The sequence below is a fragment of the Novosphingobium olei genome, assembly GCF_037076535.1.
In the GTDB taxonomy this organism is placed as follows: Bacteria; Pseudomonadota; Alphaproteobacteria; order Sphingomonadales; family Sphingomonadaceae; genus Novosphingobium; species Novosphingobium olei.
On sequence record NZ_AP029021.1, the window covers coordinates 1,988,653 to 2,007,860 of the forward strand.

Genomic DNA, 19,208 nt, shown 5'->3' on the forward strand with positions numbered 1-19,208 from the left:
TATACAATACGATCCCAACTCATCAAGCCGCGTTTGCCATGGGGGCATAAAAAAGACGCGGCGGGTGCAACGGCCGTCCCTGTCCGGGGACGCCGACAACAGGGAGTTTTCAATGCGACGTTCCCACTGGACCCTTCTCGCCGCCTCGGCTCTCGCCGGGATCACCGCACCAGCTCATGCACAGGAAGCGCCGCAAGCCGATGCCTCCGCACCAGCCGATGATGGCGGCATCATCGTCACCGCGCGTCGCCAGAACGAACGCCTGCAGGATGTCCCCGCATCGGTCGCGGTGATCACCGCCGATGCGCTCGCCCGCACCGGCGCGGTCAAGGCGGAGGACTTCGTGCGCCTGACTCCTGGCGTCACCATCGTCACCGGCACGGCCGAAGCCGGCGATACCCAGATCAACATCCGCGGCATCAACGGCGCGCGCGATGCCGAAAGCTCGGTCGCACTGATCGTCGACGGCATTCTCAAGACCAACACCGCGCAGCTGAACCAGCCGCAGGGCACGATCAGCCAGGTCGAAATGCTCAAGGGGCCGCAGGGCGCGCTCTATGGCCGCAATGCCGCCGCCGGCGCGATCGTCATCCAGACGATGAAGCCCACCGACACGCTGACCGGCGCGGCCAAGCTGTCCTATGCCGATTACAACACCTGGGAAGCCAGCGCCCATGTCGCAGGCCCGCTGGGCGGGGCGGCCGGGTTCGTCCTGTCGGGCTATTACTACAAGACCGACGGCTTTTATAAGAACGTCTTCACCAACTCGAAGACGGTGGACGACAAGGAGAACTGGGCGGTCGATGGCCGCGTCGTGATCGGCCAGGGCGGCCCCACCCAGCTCGACATCAAGGCCCGCTACGGCGAATTCCACGGCGCTTCGCTGCCGTTCAACGCCGCCTTCCACCTGCCCAACTTCGGCGGCGCCTTCTACGAAGACGTCAACAAGCACCCGTTCAACTTCTACAGCAACATCCGCCCCACCAACGACCAGACCAGCTTCGACGCCTCGATCAAGCTCGATCACCAGCTGTCGGACAACCTCAAGCTCGTCGGCTGGGCGCTCTATTCCAACGTCAACCAGGATCTCGTCGCCGACGGCACTTCGGCCGATTTCGGCCGCTTCCTCTCCGCCGCAAATCCTGCGGCACAAAGCGCGGTCAACGCCTGCTTCGCCAGCACCGCCGCGCTCACCGGGTACAAGGTTAACGCGCCCGGCTTCATCGGCCAGATCCCCGTGCCCTTCATCTTCGCGCCGGCCACCGGTTCGACCTTCGGCCCCTACAGCCCCACCACCTGCGACGGCACGCAGTACCAGGTGCGCAAGCAGCAGGACATCAGCACCGAATGGCGCCTGATCGGCGATGCCGGGGCGATCAACTGGCAGCTGGGCGCCTATTACCTGCACATCAAGCGCACCGTCGGCGTCAGCCTGGGCGCCGATACCGGCAACGGCGTGATCAAGCAGCTCTACAACGCGCCCGATTCCGCCAACCCGACCACGCTGCTGCTGGCAGACCGCTTCAAGACCAACGTCTACGCAGCGTTCGGCTCGGTCGAATGGAAGCCCAACGACAAGTTCGATGCCGGCGTCGCCGTCCGCTACGATATCGAGGACCGCAAGTCGTCCTCGCTCGTGCCCACGGCCACCGATCCGTTCACGGGCGGCCCGATCAATCCCGGCCAGGCCTTCGGCGCTCTGTCCGACAAGCACGCCCGCTTCGAACAGTTCGAACCCAAGGTCACTTTGAGCTACAAGCCCACCAGCGACCTCAACCTCTATGCCAACTGGGGCATCGGCTTCAAATCGGGCGGCTTCAACAACCAGGGTTCGGCGCAGCTGATCAAGGACAGCTTCGTCAACTTCTTCGGTGCCAACGTCACCGTCAACGACCAGTACAAGAAGGAATGGTCGAGCGCGTGGGAAGCCGGGCTTAAGGGCAACCTGCTCGATGGCAAGGTGACCTTCGATCTCGCCGGGTACTACACCCAGGTCCACGACATGCAGTTCTTCGAATTCTTCGTCGGCAGCTTCGGCCTGCTGCGCGTGGTGTCGAACATCGATCGCGTCGATCTGAAGGGCATCGAGGCCACCGTCACGATCAAGCCGACGCAGGGCTTCAAGCTGTTCGGCTCGTTCAACTACACCGATAGCGAGATCAAGAAGAACTCCTCGCGCCCCTACACCGTCGGCAACAAGTCGCCCTACACGGCGGATTACACGCTGAACGTGGGCATGGAGATCGAACAGCCGGTCAACGACAGCTTGCGCTTCTTCACCCGCACCGATTACCGCCTGACCGGCCCGACCTGGTTCCACACCGTGCAGGACCAGTCGATCCCGACCCTGTTCTCTGGCCTGCTGCCGATCTCGGCGCTCGGCCTGCCGAGCTTCGTCGGCGACGGCAAGTACGACGTAGCCCGTCGCGCGGCCTTCGGCATCGTCAACGTCCGCGCCGGGCTGCAGACCGATCGCTTCAGCCTGTCGGTCTTCGCCAACAACCTGTTCGACAAGCAGTACCTGAACGAAGTCATCACGGCGGTGGAATTCGGCGGATCGTTCATCACGCCCGGCACGCGCCGCCTGATCGGCGTGGAAGGCAGCGTGAAGTTCTGATCGCTTCCGGGATCAGGGTGCGTCGGACGGAGCCGGTTCAGGCTCCCGACGGCGCACCCCCGCTTGGCAGCAGTGCGGCGCGCGCGCGATCGTACCACGTCAGCAGCAGTCCCCGCGCCCGGCGGTCGCGCTCGGCCACCAGCCGCGCACGCAACCAGCTGGGCACCGACGTGCGCAGCAGCGTGTCGAGATAGACCTGGCTCAGATCGCCGACGATATGGCCGGGCATCGCCGGGCCCAGATCGCCCAGCAGCTCGCGAAACCGCTCGTCCGCCTCATTGAGCGGCCGGGCAGACTTCCACGATGGCGTCAGCCAGGCTTCATATAAATTCATTCCCGCAGTCCCCGCGATCGTAACGTTACGAACGCGAAACGCGGCAAACGGGTTCCTTGTTCCCAATTTCTACATTAAAATCATATGGTAGACCCGCCATCGACGACGATCGTCTGGCCATTGACATAGCTGCCCGCCTTCGAGGCGAGGAACACCGCCGCGCCGGCGATTTCCTCGGGCATGCCGATCCGCCGCATCGGGTGGCCCGAATTGTAGGCTTTCTCCGCTTCGGGATTGTCCCACAGCGCGCGGGCAAAGTCGGTGCGGATCAAGCCGGGCGCGATGGCATTGGCGCGGATATTGTGCTGCCCCACCTCGACCGCCAGATTGCGCACCAGCTGCATGTCCGCCGCCTTGGAAATGCAATAGGCGCCGATGGTCGCAGATCCGCGCAAGCCGCCGATCGAACTGACCACGATCACCGCTCCGTCGCGCCGCGCGATCATGCCGGGCAGGCACAGCTGGATCAGCCAGTGATTGGACAGCACGTTGTTGTCCATGATCTTGCGGAACTGTTCGTCGGCGATCCCGCTCATCGGGCCGTAATAGGGATTGCTCGCCGCGTTGCAGACCAGCACGTCGATCGGCCCGACATCGGCCTGCGTGCGCGAAACCAGCGTTTCGAGCGCGTCCTTGGAAGAGATGCTGGCCGCAATAGCCGTCGCCGTGCCCGCGCCGAAGCGGTCGTTGATTTCGGCAGCGACGGCATCGCAGGCATCCTGCTTGCGGCTGGAAATCACCACCCGCGCGCCCTGCGTCGCCATCTCCTCGGCGATGGCGCGCCCGATGCCGCGCGTCGAACCGGTGATCACGGCAACCTTGCCGGTCATGTCGAACAGACTCATGCCTCTCTCCTCCAGCGGTCTCGCGCCGCGATCCGTCCCAAGGCTAGGTCGGCGCAAGCAGGAGTAAAGCCCTGATCGCCAACGGGCCCTCCACAAGGTTCGAAGGCACCCCCGTTTGCGATGTTGCGTATACAACATCAAACCTGACATTGATCAGGCCTGCCCGGCCCATGTCCTACACATTTGCTGGGTGCTACAACGGGACGATGGCCCCGCAGGAATCCAGCAACATCAATAGGTTACATGCAGAGGTGGTCGTCACGGCGCGTCCATCGCGCAGCCTGCGATTTTTTCTTCAGTAGTCTGTCAACTTCGTCAACTTGGGCATCTGGCGCGGCTGCATCCGGGCCGCCGGCACCCGCCGCTGCGCGCTTAAGATTTTCCTACACAGCGCCAAGGGTATATCTGGTCGTGCGTTCTGCCGCAGCGATGGAGCGCCACCCATGTCCACCAGCCAGCCCGACATCACGACCGCATCGCACGATCCCTATGTCGAGCGGGCGCGGCCGACATTCCTTTACGTGATGTATGGCCTGATGCTCTGGTCGATCCCGCTCGGCCTGCTCGCCGCGGTCCGCCCGGCGATGGCCGATGCGGTGATCGGTGCGATGACCGCCTACTTTCGCGGGCTTCCCGAACCTCTCTACGCCCTCTTCGGCACCGGCTATGTCGGCTACACGGTGGCGCGCCAGTGGGGCAAGACGCGCGCCGCGCCCTGAAATGCCCTTTACGGGATATCCCCGATACGCGGCGCAAGGTCTGGTTAGTTTCGGGTAACTTTTCCCTGCTACACCATCAGGACGATGCAACAGCGCCGCCAGCCCGCCCGTCCTTTCGCCCGTCGCCCTGCCGCCCTGCGCGCCAGCTTCGGGCTTGGCCTCGCCCTTCTGCTGCCCGCCTGCAATGCAGCGCCGCAGGAAGATCGCGTCGCCGCGCTCGAACAGCGCCTCGCCGCCGTCGAACAGCGCGCCGATGCCGCCGAAAAGCGCGCCAAGAGCGCCGAGGACATGGCCCGCCACGCCGCGCCCCAGCCCTTCGTCAGCAACGATGCGTTCCCGGGGCCGGACCCCGACGTGAACCAGGTCACCGATCCCACCACCGAAGATCCGCAGTTCCAGAACGGCAACACGCCACCGCCCTCGCCGCTCATCCCCAACGGCTGAGCTTGCACCGGCGCGGCGGCAGTGCGAATAAGCCGCCGTTTCCCCGCTCTGCAGCAAGGGTAGTTCCAGCGTGACCCAGACCGTGTTCGTCCTCAACGGGCCCAATCTCAACCTGCTCGGCCTGCGCGAGCCCGAGATCTACGGCACGCAGACGCTCGACGACATCGCCGGCATGCTGGAGGATCGCGCCCGCGAACTCGACATTGAAATCGACGTGCGCCAGTCGAACCACGAAGGCCACCTTGTCGACTGGATGCACGAAGCGCAGGCGGTCGGCGCCAAGGCGGTGCTGCTCAATGCCGGAGCCTATACCCACACCTCGGTTGCCCTGCACGATGCGATCAAGTCGATCCGCACCCCGGTGATCGAAGTGCACCTGTCCAACCCGCACACGCGCGAAGCCTTCCGCCACAAGTCCTACGTCGGCATGGCCGCCAAGGGCACCATCGCCGGGTTCGGCGCGACCAGCTACCTGCTGGCGCTGGAAGCCGCCGCAAAGCTCTAGGGCGGTGCCGGAATCGGCGCAAACGCGACTTTTCCACCCTGCGACAAGCGCTTTCTCTTGCCACTAGGGACAAGCGCGGGCATGGCGCGCAGCTTGAATTCACCATTCCCGCGAGGAAAGAAAATGGGTAACGACCGCGGCGATAAGGCCGGAACCATGGCGATCGACAGCGCGCTGGTGCGCGAACTCGCCGAGCTTCTGGCCGACACCGGCCTATCCGAAATCGAAGTCGAAGACGGCGAACGCAAGATCCGCGTCGCGCGCACGCTGACCGCTGCCGCCGCGCCGGTCACCTACGCCGCCCCCGCGCCGGCGGCCCCCGCGCCTGCCGCCGCTGCCCCGGCTGTCGCGCCCGAAGCCGCGCCTGCGGCCGACCACGCCAACGCGCTCAAGTCGCCGATGGTCGGCACCGCCTATCTCGCGGCAGAGCCGGGCGCGCCGAACTTCGTGTCGGTGGGCCAGGCGGTGAAGGCGGGCGAAACCCTGCTGATCATCGAAGCGATGAAGGTGATGAACGCGATCACCGCGCCCGCCGCCGGCACCGTCAAGGCGATCCTGGTCGAAAACGCGCAGCCGGTCGAATTCGACCAGCCGCTGGTCGTGATCGCGTAAGGCCCGCCGAATGGCCATCAAGCGCCTGCTGATCGCCAATCGCGGCGAAATCGCGCTGCGCATCCACCGCGCCGCGCACGAAATGGGCATCGAAACGGTGGCGGTCCACTCCACCGCCGATGCCGATGCCATGCACGTGCGCCTGGCCAACCAGGCCGTGTGCATCGGTCCGCCGGCGGCCAAGGACAGCTACCTCAACGTCGCGGCGATCATCTCGGCGGCCGAGATCACCGGCGCCGACGCGATCCATCCGGGCTACGGCTTCCTGTCGGAAAACGCCAAGTTTGCCGAGATCGTCGAGGCGCACGGGCTGATCTGGATCGGCCCCAAGCCCGAACACATCCGCACGATGGGTGACAAGATCGAGGCCAAGCGCACCGCCGGCGCGCTGGGCCTGCCGCTCGTCCCCGGCTCGGACGGCGCGGTGTCGGACATCGAGGAAGCCAAGGCGATTGCCGAGGCGGCGGGCTACCCCGTGATCATCAAGGCCGCATCGGGCGGCGGCGGTCGCGGCATGAAGGTGTGCACCGGCCCCGAACAGCTCGAAACGCTGATCCAGCAGGCCGGCAGCGAAGCCAAGGCCGCGTTCGGCGATGCCACGGTCTATATCGAAAAGTATCTCGGCAATCCGCGTCACATCGAATTCCAGATCTTCGGCGACGGCAACGGCAATGCCATCCACCTGGGCGAGCGCGATTGCTCGCTGCAGCGCCGCCACCAGAAGGTGCTGGAAGAAGCCCCCTCGCCCGTCATCTCCGCAGAAGAGCGCGACCGCATGGGCGGCGTCGTGGCCAAGGCGATGGCCGACATGGGCTATCGCGGCGCGGGCACGATCGAGTTCCTGTGGGAAAACGGCGAGTTCTACTTCATCGAGATGAACACCCGCCTGCAGGTCGAACACCCGGTTACCGAAGCGATCACCGGCGTCGATCTGGTCCGCGAACAGATCCGCATCGCCGATGGCAAGCCGCTCTCGGTCAAGCAGGACGAGATCGAATTCAAGGGCCACGCCATCGAATGCCGCATCAACGCGGAAGACCCCTTCACCTTCGCCCCCTCACCGGGCCTGGTGAAGAGCTATCACGCGGCCGGCGGCATGCACGTGCGCGTCGATTCCGGGCTCTATGCCGGGTACAAGATCCCGCCGTACTATGACTCGATGATCGCCAAGCTGATCGTCTATGGCCGCACCCGCGAAGGCTGCATCATGCGGCTGAAGCGCGCGCTGGAGGAAATGGTGATCGATGGGGTCAAGACCTCGATTCCGCTGCACCAGCGCCTGCTGAACGATCCCACGTTCCTCGATGGCGGCTACACCATCAAGTACCTGGAAGAGTGGTTGGCCAAGGACGCCTGACCGCTCCGCCACTTACGACCGGACATGAAAGCCCTCGCCCTGTGCGGGGGCTTTTTTGTCAGCGCTCGCGCGGCTTCCAGCGCACGACGCGCCAGGCATAGACCAGCGCCAGCAGCACCATCCCCGCCGCCGCGACCGGCCCGGTATATTTCTCCAGCGCGCCGAAGTTGCGCCCCAGGTGCCAGCCCGCCCAGACGAGGATCGCGTTCCACACCGCTGCACCCGCCAGCGTGAACACCAGGAACCGCACATGGCCCATCCGGGCGAGCCCAGCCGGCAGCGAAATCAGCGTGCGCATGAACGGCGAAAAGCGCATCACGAACACCACCCACTGCCCGTGCTTCTGGAAGAACACGACCAGCCGCGCGACATCCTCCCAGTCCATCGTCAGCCAGCGCCCGAAACGGTCGACGAAGGGCTTCAACCGTTCGTAGCCCAGTGCCCGGCCGAGCAGGAACCAGGCATAGTTCCCCAGTGTCGAGCCGATCGTCCCGGCGATCATCAGCGGCGCCACCGCCATGCGCCCGTGCGCCACCGAAATGCCGCCGATGCCCATGATCACCTCGGACGGGATTGGCGGGAAAATGTTTTCGAGCGCCATCAGGAACGCGATGCCCCAATAGCCGCCACCCTCGATCAGGTGGAAGATCCAGTCGTTCATGGCTGGTGGAACACCTACAAGGGCCTTCTTGATCCGGGCGGCTGTCGGCCCAATACCCTTGCGTCAGCCCTTCGGCCTGCCACCTCCTCTTCAAGGGGAGGAGGACCACCCGCAGGGTGGTGGAGGGGTAAGGCTTACAGCCGCCCCTCGATCGCGTCCCAGATCATGCCCGCCGTGTCGGTGCCGTTGAAGCGGTCTATCGCCACGATGCCGGTGGGCGACGTCACGTTGATTTCGGTCAGGTACTTGCCGCCGATCACGTCGATGCCGACGAAGATCAGGCCGAGCCGCTTCAGCTCGGGCCCCAGTGCGGCGCAGATTTCCTGCTCCTGAGGCGTCAGCTCGGTCTTTTCGGCATAGCCGCCGACGGCGAGGTTGGAGCGGAATTCGCCCTCGCCCGGCTTGCGGTTGATGGCGCCCGCCACTTCGCCATCGACCAGCACGATGCGCTTGTCGCCATTGGCCACTTCGGGAAGGAAGGCCTGCACCATGTGCGGTTCGGGCCAGGTCTGGTTGAACACCTCGAACAGAGCGCCCAGGTTCTCGCCCTCTTCCGAAACGCGGAAGATCGCCTTGCCGCCGTTGCCGTGGATCGGCTTGATCACGATGGCACCGTGCTTCTTCTGGAAGGCGCGCACTTCCTCCACCGATCGGGTCACCAGCGTGGGCGGCATGAACCGGCGATAATCGAGCACCATCACCTTTTCGGGCGCATTGCGCACGCTGCGGGGATTGTTGACCACCAGCGTCTCGCGCTCGATGCGTTCCAGCAGGTGCGTGGCGGTGATGTAGCCCATGTGGAACGGCGGGTCCTGCCGCATCAGCACCACGTCGACATCGTGGCCAAGGTCCAGCCGGCGGCGTTCGCCCGCCTTGTAGTGATCGCCCACCACGCGCTGCACCGTTACCGGATGGGCGTGCGCGATCAGGCGGTCGTCTTCGTCGAGGCTCAGCGCGCCGACGTCGTAGTGAAAGATCTCGTGCCCGCGCTCCTGCGCCGAAAGCATCAGCGCGAAGGTCGAATCCCCGGCGATGTTGATCGAATGGAGCGGGTCCATCTGGACAGCGACGCGAAGGGTCATCGGGCAAGCACCTCAGTCAAATCTCTGATGCAGCCCTTAAGGCCGAATTGGCAGCCTTGCGACCAATTTCGCGCAGCCGCAGTCCGCGGCGCAACCCGCACAGGAAAAGGGACCTTCCATGCGCAAGATCATCACTGCCGCCGCTGCTGCCGCAACCGTTCTGGGCTTCAGCGCCTCGGCAATCGCCAACCCCGCCCCGCACCCGACCGAACACCCCAAGGACGATCACGCCGGCGACCACAAGGACGGCGAGCACAAGGACGAGCACAAGCCGCACTGAGCAAGGCTTGAAGCTTCCGGCCTGAGCCCAACGGCTCGGGCCATCATGTTACGCGCCGGGTTGCCACACGTTGGTAAGCCGGCGCGGCCATGCCCAGGGCGCCAGCAGGATCACGTCGAGCTGCGCACTGTCCCTGTCCTTCAGGAACCGCCCGGCCACGCCTTCGGCCGCGCGGGCCACCCGGCGAAAGCGCCGCGGATCGACCGCCCGGTCGCGCTCGGCCACCGAATTGCGCCACTTCACCTCGACGAAAGCCACCGTGCGCCCCTTGCGCGCCACGATATCGAGCTCGCCAGCGTGAACCCGCAACCGGCGCGCCAGCACGCGCCAGCCGGTCAGCCGCAAGTACCAGCACGCCAGCGTTTCGCCCTTGCGGCCGTTTTCCTCGGCCTGCACCCGTCTGCGTCGTCTGCTGCTCATTTCAGTTCCATTGCCCGCGCATAAAGCGCTTTGCGATCGATCCCAAAAGCCTTGGCCACGCTGCCCGCGGCCTGGCTCACGCTCATCGTTTCGAGGGCCTGGCGCAGCGCGGCGTCGACGTCCGCCTCGCCCGGTGCGGCGGGCGCGGGCGGAGGCCCGGCCAGCAACACGATCTCGCCCTTGGGCGGATGCGCGGTGTAGTGCGCGGCCAACTCCTCGGCCGTGCCGGTGCGGCATTCCTCGTGCAGCTTGGTCAGCTCGCGCGCCACGGCGATTTCGCGCCCCGGCATGATCCGCGCCATCGCTTCCAGGCTGTCGACCAGGCGCGGCCCGGTCTCGTAGAACACCAGCGTGGCCGGAACGGCGGCGAGTTCGCCCAGCGCATCGCCCCGCGCCTTGTCCTTGGATGGCAGGAATCCGGCGAACATGAAGCGGTCGGTCGGCAGGCCCGCCAGCGTCAGCGCCACCACCAGCGCGCTCGGCCCGGGCAGGCTGGTCACCGCGATCCCCCGCTCGCGCGCGGTGCGCACCAGCTTGTAGCCGGGGTCCGAAATCAGCGGCGTGCCCGCGTCCGATACCAGCGCGACGGGCTTTTCGCACATTTCGGCGAGCAGCTTCTCGCGCGCGTCTTCGCTCGCGTGATCGTCATAGCGCCGCATCGGGCGCTTGATCCCCAGATGATTCAACAACTTGCCCGTGACGCGGGTGTCTTCGCACGCTATCACGGCACAGCCCGAAAGGACCTCGGCGGCGCGACGCGTCAGGTCGCCGAGATTGCCAATCGGTGTAGCGACAATGTAGAGCCCCGGCGGGAGCGCAGGCGTATCCATGCGCATTCCAATGGACCGGGCGACGGGGAGCGGCAAGAGCATGAATGAAGGCAATCCGGCAGCGACCACGGGCATGACCCGGCGCTTTGCGGTCCTGGCGACGCTTTCGCTGCTGGCAGGTTGCGCGGTGATCCCCAAGACCGGCCCGGCGCCCGCGCCCAGGCCGACCGAGGCGGTGCCCGATTCCAACGTGCTGCCGACCGATGCCGATCGCCACCGCATCGCCCTGCTGGTGCCGATGACCGGCCCCAACGCCAGCGTCGGCCAGGCGATCGCCAACGCCGCGACGATGGCCCTGCTCGATACCAACGCGCAAAGCCTGCGCATCACCACCTACGACACGTCGGCCGGCGCGGGCGTTGCAGCGACGCGGGCGATCCAGGATGGCAACAAGCTTATTCTGGGGCCGCTGATGGCCGACGATGTCGTCGCCGTCGCCGCCGTGGCGCGGCCCGCGAAGGTGCCGATGATCACCTATTCCAACGATGCCAGCGTCGCCACCAGCGACGTCTTCGTGCTGGGCCAGGTGCCAGGCCAGTCGGTCGCACGCGTGCTCGGCTATGCAAAGTCGCACGGCGTCAGCCGCGTGGGCGCACTGGTGCCCGGTGGCGTCTATGGCCAGCGCGTGTCCGCCGCGCTTTCGGCCAGCGCGCAGCGCGAAGGACTGACCGTTACCGGCATCGAAAGCTATGCCCGCGGCAATACCTCGGTCGCCAGCGCGGTGCGCCGGATCAAGGCCAAGGGCCCGGTCGATGCGCTGCTGATCGCCGATGGCCCGCGCATTGCGCTGACCGCCGCGCCGCAGGCCGGCGGCACGCGCCTGATCGGCACCGAGCTGTGGAGCGGCGATGCCGCCGTGGCCAAGAGCCCGGCGATGAAGGGCGCCTGGTTCGCCGCCGTGTCCGACCGCCGCTTCGGCCAGTTCGAACAGTCCTATCGCAACCGTTTCGGCGCCACGCCTGCGCGGCTCGCCACACTGGGCTACGATTCCGTGCTGCTGACGCTCAACGTGGCGCGCAACTGGCGCCCGGGCACCGCCTTCCCCACCGCGCGGCTGGCCGATCGCGATGGCTACATCGGGCTCGACGGCGTGTTCCGCTTCAACGCCAACGGCGTTGCCGAACGGGCGATGGAAGTGCGCGAGGTATCGGGCGGCACCTTCGTCACCGTCAGCCCGGCGCCCTCGCGCTTCTGATCCGCGCATCAGGCGCCGCCTTCGGCCGCGCGAACGCTTCGAAAAGGGCGGGATAAGGACACGGTCCGGCTTGCGTGCGGATTCGCGCGTGTTCTATACACGTTCGCATGTCCGATGACCTGTTCGACAAGCTGCCCGCCAGCACCCCTTCCGAAAGCTACGACGGTTCCGCGATCGAGGTGCTCGAAGGGCTCGAACCGGTCCGTCGCCGCCCGGGCATGTACATCGGCGGCACGGACGAGCGCGCGCTGCACCACCTCGCCGCCGAAGTGCTCGACAACGCGATGGACGAAGCGGTGGCGGGCCATGCCAACCGCATCGAAGTCACGCTGGAAGAAGCTCCGGGCAGCGCCGGCCGCCTGACGATCAGCGACAACGGGCGCGGCATTCCGGTCGACGAACATCCCAAGTATCCGGGCAAGTCGGCGCTCGAAGTGATCCTCACCACGCTCCATTCGGGCGGCAAGTTCTCGGGCAAGGCCTATGCCACCAGTGGCGGCCTGCACGGCGTGGGCGTCAGCGTGGTCAACGCGCTGTCCACGCTCACCCGGATCGAGGTAGCCCGAAACAAGGAGCTTTACGCGCAGGAGTTCAGCCGGGGCCTGCCCACCGGCCCGCTGCAGCGCATCGGCAATGCCCCCAACCGGCGCGGCACGCAGGTGACGTTCGTGCCCGATGCCGAAATCTTTGGCGAGGATGCGAAGTTCAAGCCCGCGCGCCTGTTCCGCCTCGTCCGGTCCAAGGCCTATCTCTTCGCCGGCGTAGAGATCCGCTGGAAGTGCGCCGCCAGCCTCGCCAGCGACGATGTGCCTGCCGAAGCGGTGTTCCAGTTTCCCGGCGGCCTTGCCGATCACCTGGCCGAACAGGTTTCGGGCCGCGAATGCGTCACCACCCTCCCCTTCTCCGGACGGCAGGACTTCCCCGCCGGCCCCGGCGGCGAGGAGATGGGCCGCGTCGAATGGGCCATCGCCTGGCCGCTGTGGTCCGACGGATCGTATAGCTGGTACTGCAACACCATCCCCACGCCCGATGGCGGCACGCACGAACAGGGCCTGCGCGCCGCGCTGACCAAGGGCATCCGCGCCTTTGGCGAACTCGTCGGCCAGAAGAAGGCCAAGGACATCGCGCCCGAAGACATGATCACCGGCAGCGAGATCATGCTGTCGGTGTTCATCCGCGATCCCCAGTTCCAGAGCCAGACCAAGGACCGCCTGACCAGCCCCGAAGCCGCGCGGCTGGTCGAAAACGCGGTGCGCGATCACTTCGACCATTTCCTCACCGACAACCTCGAACGCGGCAAGGCGCTGCTCGGCGCGGTGATGGAGCGCATGGACGAACGCCTGCGCCGCAAGCAGGAGCGAGAGGTCAAGCGCAAGACCGCCACCAACGCGCGCAAGCTGCGCCTGCCGGGCAAGCTGACCGACTGTTCGGGCGAAGGCGATGGCGAAACCGAGCTGTTCATCGTCGAAGGGGATTCGGCGGGCGGCAGCGCCAAGCAGGCGCGCGACCGCAAGACGCAGGCGATCCTGCCGATCCGCGGCAAGATCCTCAACGTCGCCAGCGCCACGGCGGACAAGATCCGCGCGAACAGCGAAATCGCCGATCTCGCGCTCGCATTGGGTTGCGGCATGCGCAAGGACTGCAACGCCGATGCGCTGCGCTACGACCGCGTGATCATCATGACCGACGCCGATGTCGATGGCGCGCACATCGCCACGTTGCTGATGACGTTCTTCTTCCAGGAAATGCCCGAGATCGTCCGGCGCGGGCACCTCTACCTCGCCCAGCCGCCGCTCTACCGCCTGACCAGCGGCAGCACCTCGGCCTATGCCAAGGACGACGCGCACCGCGCCGAACTGGAACGCACCAAGTTCAAGGGCAAGAAGGTCGAAGTCGGGCGCTTCAAGGGCCTTGGCGAAATGAACCCGCAGCAGTTGCGCGAAACCACCATGGCGCCCGCCACGCGCAGCCTGATCCGCATCACGCTGCCGCCCGAATACGAAGGCCGCGCGGCGGTGAAGGACCTGGTCGACCGCCTGATGGGCCGCGATCCGGCGCAGCGCTTCATGTTCATCCAGAACCGCGCCAGCGAGATCGACCCCGAACTGATCGACGCGTGATCGGAGCCTGATCGGCCTCCACCGCCTAATGCTTCAGGTGGCTGCCCACCGCATCGATAAGCCGCTTCGATAGCGGATCACCGGGCTCGCCATTGCGCGCGGCGCGGTCGGCAAAGTGGATCAGGATCGCGCCGAGGACGGCGGTGGCCAGCGCCTCAAGCTCTTCGCCCTGAAGGCGGGCAATGAACGCGTTGGCCTGCTTGCGCGCCTTCTTCGGCAGGCGGAACCCGTTGATCTTGCGCGGCAACTTGAACGTCTTGGCCATGGGGATCGCTCCATTGCTCTCCATCCGGCTTTAGAACGCATCACGCTGCCATCGGCTCCCCCTTGCGCGCCGCAGAGATTTGTCTCACGCTGTCACCAATAAGGGGAGAGGCAATCAGGACATGACGGAACGACCGCACTTCGAAGTGCTCGACGGGTTGCGCGGGATCGCAGCGCTGCTGGTGCTGGTATTTCACGTCAACGAAATCCCGGTGATGGGCGACCCGGCGCGCAACATCCTTCCCCATGGCGCGCTGGCGGTCGATTTCTTCTTCTGCCTGTCGGGCTTCGTCGTGTCCTACGCCTATGACCGGCGCTGGGCGCAGGGCATGGGCTTTGGCGAATTCGTCAAGCGCCGCCTGATCCGGCTTCACCCGCTGGTGATCCTCGCCACCGCGATCGGCGCGGCGGTCTATTTCCTGGGACCGTTCCGCGGGCCCGGCTGGGACATCGGGCCGGTGGCGGCGGCGACCACGATCGCGCTCGCCCTGCTGGTCCTTCCCTACCCCGGCCTGCCCGGCCGCTTTGAAGACACCCATTCGCTCGATGGTCCCACGTGGACGCTGTTCCAGGAATATGTCGGCAACCTCGCCTACGCGCTCGTGCTGCGCCACCTTGGCAACCGCGTGCTGCTGGTCTTGGCGGCAATCGCCGCCATCGTCCTGGGCTGGGCCGCGGTCAGCCACGGCAAGCTGTCGCTCGGCTTCGGCTGGGAGACCTTCCCCTACGCCTTCGTCCGGCTGGCCTTCCCGTTCATCTTCGGCCTGTGGCTGCACCGGATGCTGCCCGCGTTGCCCAGGCTGCGCCTCGGCCTCGTGCCGCTGGGCCTGCTGATGACCGGCGCGCTTGCCCTGCCGTTCCTCGGCACGGCCGATGCCGCCACGGCCAACGGCGTGCTCGAAGCGGCGATGGTCATCGTGCTGTTCCCGCTGATCGTGCTGTTCGGCGCGCATTCCGACGTCGGACCGCGCACGCTGGCGACGGCGCGGGTGCTGGGGCGGCTGTCGTACCCGCTCTACATCCTGCACTACCCGTTCATCTACAAGTTCGCCGACTGGGTGATCCTGACCGAGCCCCAGCCCGGCGCCGTGCTCGCCGTGGCGCTGGCCATTCCGCCCGCGATGATCGCGGTGGGCTGGGCGGGCTTGCGGCTGTGGGACGAACCGCTGCGCGCCGCGCTGTCGCGGCGGCTGAAAGCCTAGCGCCCGTCGCTGTCCTTGGCCGGCTGGCGGAAGTCGAAGCGGATCCGCACCCAGGTGCCGAGCTGCGGCTTGCCATCGACGCGCGGCGGGCGGACCAGGAATTGCCAAGCGGCCTGCCGCAGCGCGCGCGCCAGGCCCGATCCGGGGGGCGATTCGCCCAGTTCGCGGCAATCCTCGACATGATAGTCCTGGATCGTGCGGCAGGCGATCATCGCCCACGATCCAGGTGCGCGGCCGGCGGGCAGATAGGGCGCGAGTTCCGCATCGCGCGGTTCGCGATACCACTGCGCTGCATAGAGCACCGCTCCGCCCGGCCCTTCGCCCACGCCCGCAGATGCGCCGCCGCTGCCGCTGTCGCCCGCACCGCCCGCTGCCGGGGGCGCGGCCTTGGCCATCTTGCCGATGTCGGCCGCGGCAAAATCCTTGCGGCTCATCACGATGAAGCCCGGCGGCAGCGTGGGGCTTTCGGTGGGCACGATCACGCGCGGCGGGATCTTCACCGCCTGGCGCACCGGCTCGGGCTGCGGCTGGACCGGCTGCTTTTGCGCCACCGCCTTCTTCTTTTCGGGCTGCTTGCGCTCCGCCTTCTTCTCCTCGCCCTTGTCCTGGCTGAGGTTCACGGCGGTCAGCTGGCCCTTCCCCTCGCCGCCGAACTCGATGTAATCGCCCATCCGCACCACGATCGCGGCGAGCGCGAAGCATACCGCGGCGGCAAGCACGATGGCGCGCGGCCGGTCACGTTTGGAGGCGCCATAGCGCGAAGGGGCAAACGGTTGGGCCTCGACATTCATTGCCTGCCGCCTAGACCCTCAATTCTGACAGGACAATGTACGGCACATGAAGCGCAAGAGAGTCTTGCCAGCCGCCAACCGCCTGCTATCGTTTAACCAACCGATTAACTCAGAGACACCCGACCAGAACAGAGCAAGGGACAGCCGATGCGCTTCGAAGGTACCCAGAACTATGTCGCCACCGACGATCTCAAGGTGGCGGTCAACGCCGCGGTGCTGCTGCGCCGCCCCCTGCTCGTCAAGGGCGAGCCCGGCACCGGCAAGACCGTGCTGGCGCACGAAATCGCCAAGGCCGTCGGCGCGCCGCTGATCGAATGGAACATCAAGTCCACGACCAAGGCGCAGCAGGGACTGTACGAATACGACGCGGTGGCCCGCCTGCGCGACGGCCAGCTGGGCGATGAACGCGTCCACGACATCCGCAACTACATCAAGAAGGGCAAGCTGTGGGAAGCGTTCACCGCGCCGCAGCTGCCCGTCCTGCTGATCGACGAGATCGACAAGGCGGACATCGAGTTCCCGAACGACCTGCTGCAGGAGCTCGATCGCATGAGCTTCGATGTCTATGAAACGCAGGAGCGGATCGCGGCCAAGGAACGCCCGATCGTGGTCATCACCTCGAACAACGAGAAGGAGCTGCCCGACGCATTCCTGCGCCGCTGCTTCTTCCACTACATCAAGTTCCCCGACCGCGACACGATGCAGGCGATCATCGACGTCCACTTCCCCGGCATCCAGAAGACGCTGGTGACCAAGGCGATGGAAGTGTTCTACGAAGTGCGCGACGTGCCGGGGCTGAAGAAGAAGCCCAGCACCAGCGAACTGCTCGACTGGCTCAAGCTGCTGCTCAATGAGGACATGCCGCTCGACGTGCTGCAGAACCGCGATCCGACCAAGGCGATCCCGCCGCTGCATGGGGCCTTGCTCAAGAACGAGCAGGACATCATGCTGTTCGAGAAGCTGGCCTTCATGGCCCGCCGGCCTAGCTGAAACCAGTTGGGCTGATCCAGAGGAAGGAGCCGCCAGACGATGACCGCACCCTATTCCGGGCGCTGCGCCTGTGGCGCGGTCACGCTGGCGATTTCGGCCGAACCGATGACCACGCGCCAGTGCTGGTGCCGCCAGTGCCAGAAGATCGCCGCCGGCGGTCCGACGCACAACGCGATCTTCGCGGCCGAGGCCGTGGCGATCGAGGGCACGCTGGCGAGCGGCGGGTGGCAGGCGGCAAGCGGCAACACGCTGACCTTCCATTTCTGCCCCGCCTGCGGCACGCAGATCTATGGCCAGAGTTCGGCGCGGCCGCATCTCAAGACCGTGCGCTTCGGCGCGCTGGATGCGGGGCACGGGCTGGAACCCGAAGTCGTGATCTGGACCGACGATGCCCCCGCCTGGGCGCAGATCGATCCGGCGCGCGAAAGCTGGCCCCAGCAGCCGCCTGCTCAGCCACCTGCCCAAACGCCCGCCGCGCCCTCCACTCCCCCTTCAGGGACCTGAACCGATGTTCTTCAACTTCGTCGACGAACTGCGCGCGGCGGGCATCCCCGCCAGCTTCAAGGAGCACCTCGTGCTGCTGGAGGCGCTCGACAAGGACGTGATCGAGCAGACGCCCGAAGCGTTCTATTACCTTTCGCGCGCCACCTTCGTGAAGGACGAAGGCCTGCTCGATCGCTTCGACCAGGTGTTCAACAAGGTGTTCAAGGGCATCCTGACCGATTACGGCCAGCGCCCGGTCGACATTCCCGAGGACTGGCTCAAGGCGGTTGCCGAGAAGTTCCTCACCGAAGAGGAAATGGAAAAGATCAAGGCCATGGGCTCCTGGGAGGAGATCATGGACACGCTCAAGAAGCGGCTGGAGGAGCAGGAAAAGCGCCACCAGGGCGGCAACAAGTGGATCGGCACCGGCGGCACGTCGCCCTTCGGCAATTCGGGCTACAACCCCGAAGGCGTGCGCATCGGCGGCGAAAGCAAGCACGGCCGCGCGATCAAGGTCTGGGAAAAGCGCGAATTCCAGAACCTGGACAACACCAAGGAACTGGGCACCCGCAACATCAAGGTGGCGCTGCGTCGGCTGCGCCGCTTCGCCCGCGAAGGCAACCCGGACGAGCTGGACCTCGAAGGCACGATCGAAGGCACCGCCAAGCAGGGCTGGCTCGACATCCGCATGCGCGCCGAGCGCAAGAATGCGGTCAAGCTGCTGCTGTTCCTCGACGTCGGCGGATCGATGGACCCGTTCATCCGCATGGTGGAGGAACTGTTCAGCGCGGCCACGGCCGAGTTCAAGAACATGGAATTCTTCTACTTCCACAACTGCCTGTACGAAGGCGTGTGGAAGGACAACAAGCGCCGCTGGTCGGAACGGACCAAGACCTGGGACCTGCTCCACAAGTACGGCCACGACTACAAGATCGTGTTCGTGGGCGATGCGGCGATGAGCCCGTACGAGATCAGCCATCCCGGCGGCAGCGTGGAACACTTCAACGAGGAAGCCGGCGCCGTCTGGCTGCATCGCGTGGCGCAGACCTACCCCGCCACGGTGTGGCTGAACCCGGTGCCCGAGAAGCAGTGGACCTATTCGCAGTCGACCAAGATGATCAAGGACATCATGAACGGATCGATGTTCCCGCTGACACTTGAAGGACTCGACGGCGCGATGCGGGAACTGACGTGCAAGAAGCATTGAGCGCGCGGGTGCCGCTCCGGCGGCACCCAAGTTGACGAAGTTGACAGACTTCTGAGCGAAGACTTGGACTTGCACCCGGCGGACGCGTCTGCGCCGGCCGGGTTTCGCCGACATCCGACCTATGCCACTGAAATATCGGACTTTTCCGAGAGCGCAGCAGGTTTGCATGGACGCAGCATACCGGCCGCCCCACCTGTAGGACAGGCGCGCCGAATGTTGCATATGCAAGACATGTGTCAACTTCAGCCAT

At 65.9% G+C, this 19,208-nt stretch carries 20 protein-coding genes and 1 pseudogene; 13 read left to right on the forward strand and 8 right to left on the reverse strand.

Annotated features, from left to right (window positions below):
* Nucleotides 1-112: 112 nt before the first annotated feature.
* On the forward strand, nucleotides 113-2,617 hold the full coding sequence (locus AACH40_RS09345; RefSeq protein WP_338645885.1) for a TonB-dependent receptor: 2,505 nt from the start codon (nucleotides 113-115) through the stop codon (nucleotides 2,615-2,617).
* A gap of 37 nt (nucleotides 2,618-2,654) precedes the next feature.
* Here AACH40_RS09345 and AACH40_RS09350 read toward each other — a convergent pair whose 3' ends face one another.
* Together AACH40_RS09350 and AACH40_RS09355 are read right to left on the reverse strand one after the other, a co-directional pair.
* Nucleotides 2,655-2,951 (reverse strand): hypothetical protein, encoded by a 297-nt coding sequence (locus AACH40_RS09350; RefSeq protein WP_169493504.1) that lies wholly within the window; start codon nucleotides 2,949-2,951, stop codon nucleotides 2,655-2,657.
* Nucleotides 2,952-3,031: 80 nt separating this feature from the next.
* Nucleotides 3,032-3,796 carry an SDR family oxidoreductase gene (locus tag AACH40_RS09355; protein ID WP_338645887.1) on the reverse strand — a complete coding sequence of 255 codons (765 nt, stop codon included), beginning with the start codon at nucleotides 3,794-3,796 and terminating at the stop codon, nucleotides 3,032-3,034.
* Between the two features lie 476 nt (nucleotides 3,797-4,272).
* Here AACH40_RS09355 and AACH40_RS09360 point away from each other — a divergent pair.
* The 5 genes and pseudogenes from AACH40_RS09360 to accC all read left to right on the forward strand — a co-directional run.
* Nucleotides 4,273-4,515: pseudogene (locus AACH40_RS09360) on the forward strand (3TM-type holin); the annotation flags it as partial.
* An 84-nt stretch (nucleotides 4,516-4,599) separates the two neighbouring features.
* Nucleotides 4,600-4,959, forward strand: a complete 360-nt coding sequence (locus tag AACH40_RS09365; RefSeq protein WP_169493507.1) for a carbohydrate porin — start codon at nucleotides 4,600-4,602, stop codon at nucleotides 4,957-4,959.
* A 70-nt stretch (nucleotides 4,960-5,029) separates the two neighbouring features.
* Entirely contained in the window at nucleotides 5,030-5,464 is a 435-nt protein-coding gene (aroQ, locus tag AACH40_RS09370; RefSeq protein WP_338642164.1) for a type II 3-dehydroquinate dehydratase, read from the forward strand.
* Between the two features lie 123 nt (nucleotides 5,465-5,587).
* Nucleotides 5,588-6,076, forward strand: coding sequence for an acetyl-CoA carboxylase biotin carboxyl carrier protein (accB, locus tag AACH40_RS09375; RefSeq protein ID WP_338642165.1), 489 nt, complete (start codon nucleotides 5,588-5,590; stop codon nucleotides 6,074-6,076).
* A 10-nt stretch (nucleotides 6,077-6,086) separates the two neighbouring features.
* A complete protein-coding gene (gene accC, locus AACH40_RS09380; RefSeq protein WP_169493510.1) occupies nucleotides 6,087-7,433 on the forward strand; it encodes an acetyl-CoA carboxylase biotin carboxylase subunit in 1,347 nt (448 codons plus the stop codon).
* 58 nt (nucleotides 7,434-7,491) lie between these two features.
* Here the strand turns inward: accC and AACH40_RS09385 are convergent, their stop codons facing one another.
* On the reverse strand, nucleotides 7,492-8,094 hold the full coding sequence (locus AACH40_RS09385) for a DedA family protein (RefSeq protein WP_169493511.1): 603 nt from the start codon (nucleotides 8,092-8,094) through the stop codon (nucleotides 7,492-7,494).
* A 134-nt stretch (nucleotides 8,095-8,228) separates the two neighbouring features.
* Nucleotides 8,229-9,176 carry a glutathione synthase gene (gene gshB, locus AACH40_RS09390; protein ID WP_338642168.1) on the reverse strand — a complete coding sequence of 316 codons (948 nt, stop codon included), beginning with the start codon at nucleotides 9,174-9,176 and terminating at the stop codon, nucleotides 8,229-8,231.
* A 118-nt stretch (nucleotides 9,177-9,294) separates the two neighbouring features.
* On the opposite strand from gshB, the gene AACH40_RS09395 reads away from it, so the two are divergent.
* Entirely contained in the window at nucleotides 9,295-9,456 is a 162-nt protein-coding gene (locus AACH40_RS09395) for a hypothetical protein (protein ID WP_169493513.1), read from the forward strand.
* Nucleotides 9,457-9,504: 48 nt separating this feature from the next.
* Here AACH40_RS09395 and AACH40_RS09400 read toward each other — a convergent pair whose 3' ends face one another.
* Nucleotides 9,505-9,876: a YraN family protein gene (locus tag AACH40_RS09400; RefSeq protein WP_169493514.1), complete on the reverse strand. Its 372-nt coding sequence runs from the start codon at nucleotides 9,874-9,876 to the stop codon at nucleotides 9,505-9,507.
* Nucleotides 9,873-10,706 carry a 16S rRNA (cytidine(1402)-2'-O)-methyltransferase gene (gene rsmI, locus AACH40_RS09405; protein ID WP_338642172.1) on the reverse strand — a complete coding sequence of 278 codons (834 nt, stop codon included), beginning with the start codon at nucleotides 10,704-10,706 and terminating at the stop codon, nucleotides 9,873-9,875. The genes AACH40_RS09400 and rsmI overlap by 4 nt, the downstream gene beginning before the upstream one ends.
* A gap of 40 nt (nucleotides 10,707-10,746) precedes the next feature.
* Between rsmI and AACH40_RS09410 the strand changes: the two genes are divergently transcribed.
* Nucleotides 10,747-11,901 carry a penicillin-binding protein activator gene (locus AACH40_RS09410; RefSeq protein ID WP_338642174.1) on the forward strand — a complete coding sequence of 385 codons (1,155 nt, stop codon included), beginning with the start codon at nucleotides 10,747-10,749 and terminating at the stop codon, nucleotides 11,899-11,901.
* Nucleotides 11,902-12,008: 107 nt separating this feature from the next.
* Nucleotides 12,009-14,021, forward strand: coding sequence for a DNA topoisomerase IV subunit B (gene parE, locus AACH40_RS09415; protein WP_169493516.1), 2,013 nt, complete (start codon nucleotides 12,009-12,011; stop codon nucleotides 14,019-14,021).
* Between the two features lie 25 nt (nucleotides 14,022-14,046).
* On the opposite strand, the gene AACH40_RS09420 is transcribed toward parE, so the two are convergent.
* Nucleotides 14,047-14,286, reverse strand: coding sequence for a hypothetical protein (locus tag AACH40_RS09420; RefSeq protein WP_169493517.1), 240 nt, complete (start codon nucleotides 14,284-14,286; stop codon nucleotides 14,047-14,049).
* 121 nt (nucleotides 14,287-14,407) lie between these two features.
* On the opposite strand from AACH40_RS09420, the gene AACH40_RS09425 reads away from it, so the two are divergent.
* Nucleotides 14,408-15,487, forward strand: coding sequence for an acyltransferase (locus tag AACH40_RS09425; protein ID WP_338642176.1), 1,080 nt, complete (start codon nucleotides 14,408-14,410; stop codon nucleotides 15,485-15,487).
* On the opposite strand, the gene AACH40_RS09430 is transcribed toward AACH40_RS09425, so the two are convergent.
* Nucleotides 15,484-16,278, reverse strand: coding sequence for a hypothetical protein (locus tag AACH40_RS09430; RefSeq protein WP_338642178.1), 795 nt, complete (start codon nucleotides 16,276-16,278; stop codon nucleotides 15,484-15,486). The two genes, AACH40_RS09425 and AACH40_RS09430, sit on opposite strands and share 4 nt — an antisense overlap.
* A gap of 147 nt (nucleotides 16,279-16,425) precedes the next feature.
* Between AACH40_RS09430 and AACH40_RS09435 the strand changes: the two genes are divergently transcribed.
* From AACH40_RS09435 to AACH40_RS09445, 3 genes are read left to right on the forward strand one after another with little or no spacing between them, the layout of a single operon-like run.
* A complete protein-coding gene (locus AACH40_RS09435) occupies nucleotides 16,426-17,268 on the forward strand; it encodes an AAA family ATPase (protein ID WP_169493520.1) in 843 nt (280 codons plus the stop codon).
* Nucleotides 17,269-17,307: 39 nt separating this feature from the next.
* Nucleotides 17,308-17,772, forward strand: a complete 465-nt coding sequence (locus AACH40_RS09440; protein ID WP_338642180.1) for a GFA family protein — start codon at nucleotides 17,308-17,310, stop codon at nucleotides 17,770-17,772.
* A 4-nt stretch (nucleotides 17,773-17,776) separates the two neighbouring features.
* Nucleotides 17,777-18,958: a vWA domain-containing protein gene (locus AACH40_RS09445; RefSeq protein WP_338642182.1), complete on the forward strand. Its 1,182-nt coding sequence runs from the start codon at nucleotides 17,777-17,779 to the stop codon at nucleotides 18,956-18,958.
* Nucleotides 18,959-19,208 lie beyond the last annotated feature (250 nt).

Excerpts from the sequence above, each read along its gene's own strand:
- AACH40_RS09345 (WP_338645885.1), top strand. The coding sequence starts at position 113 with ATGCGACGTTCCCACTGGACCCTTCTCGCCGCCTCGGCTCTCGCCGGG.
- AACH40_RS09350 (WP_169493504.1), bottom strand. The coding sequence starts at position 2,951 with ATGAATTTATATGAAGCCTGGCTGACGCCATCGTGGAAGTCTGCCCGG.
- AACH40_RS09355 (WP_338645887.1), bottom strand. The coding sequence starts at position 3,796 with ATGAGTCTGTTCGACATGACCGGCAAGGTTGCCGTGATCACCGGTTCG.
- AACH40_RS09365 (WP_169493507.1), top strand. The coding sequence starts at position 4,600 with ATGCAACAGCGCCGCCAGCCCGCCCGTCCTTTCGCCCGTCGCCCTGCC.
- accB (WP_338642165.1), top strand. The coding sequence starts at position 5,588 with ATGGGTAACGACCGCGGCGATAAGGCCGGAACCATGGCGATCGACAGC.
- accC (WP_169493510.1), top strand. The coding sequence starts at position 6,087 with ATGGCCATCAAGCGCCTGCTGATCGCCAATCGCGGCGAAATCGCGCTG.
- AACH40_RS09385 (WP_169493511.1), bottom strand. The coding sequence starts at position 8,094 with ATGAACGACTGGATCTTCCACCTGATCGAGGGTGGCGGCTATTGGGGC.
- gshB (WP_338642168.1), bottom strand. The coding sequence starts at position 9,176 with ATGACCCTTCGCGTCGCTGTCCAGATGGACCCGCTCCATTCGATCAAC.
- AACH40_RS09395 (WP_169493513.1), top strand. The coding sequence starts at position 9,295 with ATGCGCAAGATCATCACTGCCGCCGCTGCTGCCGCAACCGTTCTGGGC.
- AACH40_RS09400 (WP_169493514.1), bottom strand. The coding sequence starts at position 9,876 with ATGAGCAGCAGACGACGCAGACGGGTGCAGGCCGAGGAAAACGGCCGC.
- rsmI (WP_338642172.1), bottom strand. The coding sequence starts at position 10,706 with ATGGATACGCCTGCGCTCCCGCCGGGGCTCTACATTGTCGCTACACCG.
- AACH40_RS09410 (WP_338642174.1), top strand. The coding sequence starts at position 10,747 with ATGAATGAAGGCAATCCGGCAGCGACCACGGGCATGACCCGGCGCTTT.
- parE (WP_169493516.1), top strand. The coding sequence starts at position 12,009 with ATGTCCGATGACCTGTTCGACAAGCTGCCCGCCAGCACCCCTTCCGAA.
- AACH40_RS09420 (WP_169493517.1), bottom strand. The coding sequence starts at position 14,286 with ATGGCCAAGACGTTCAAGTTGCCGCGCAAGATCAACGGGTTCCGCCTG.
- AACH40_RS09425 (WP_338642176.1), top strand. The coding sequence starts at position 14,408 with ATGACGGAACGACCGCACTTCGAAGTGCTCGACGGGTTGCGCGGGATC.
- AACH40_RS09430 (WP_338642178.1), bottom strand. The coding sequence starts at position 16,278 with ATGAATGTCGAGGCCCAACCGTTTGCCCCTTCGCGCTATGGCGCCTCC.
- AACH40_RS09435 (WP_169493520.1), top strand. The coding sequence starts at position 16,426 with ATGCGCTTCGAAGGTACCCAGAACTATGTCGCCACCGACGATCTCAAG.
- AACH40_RS09440 (WP_338642180.1), top strand. The coding sequence starts at position 17,308 with ATGACCGCACCCTATTCCGGGCGCTGCGCCTGTGGCGCGGTCACGCTG.
- AACH40_RS09445 (WP_338642182.1), top strand. The coding sequence starts at position 17,777 with ATGTTCTTCAACTTCGTCGACGAACTGCGCGCGGCGGGCATCCCCGCC.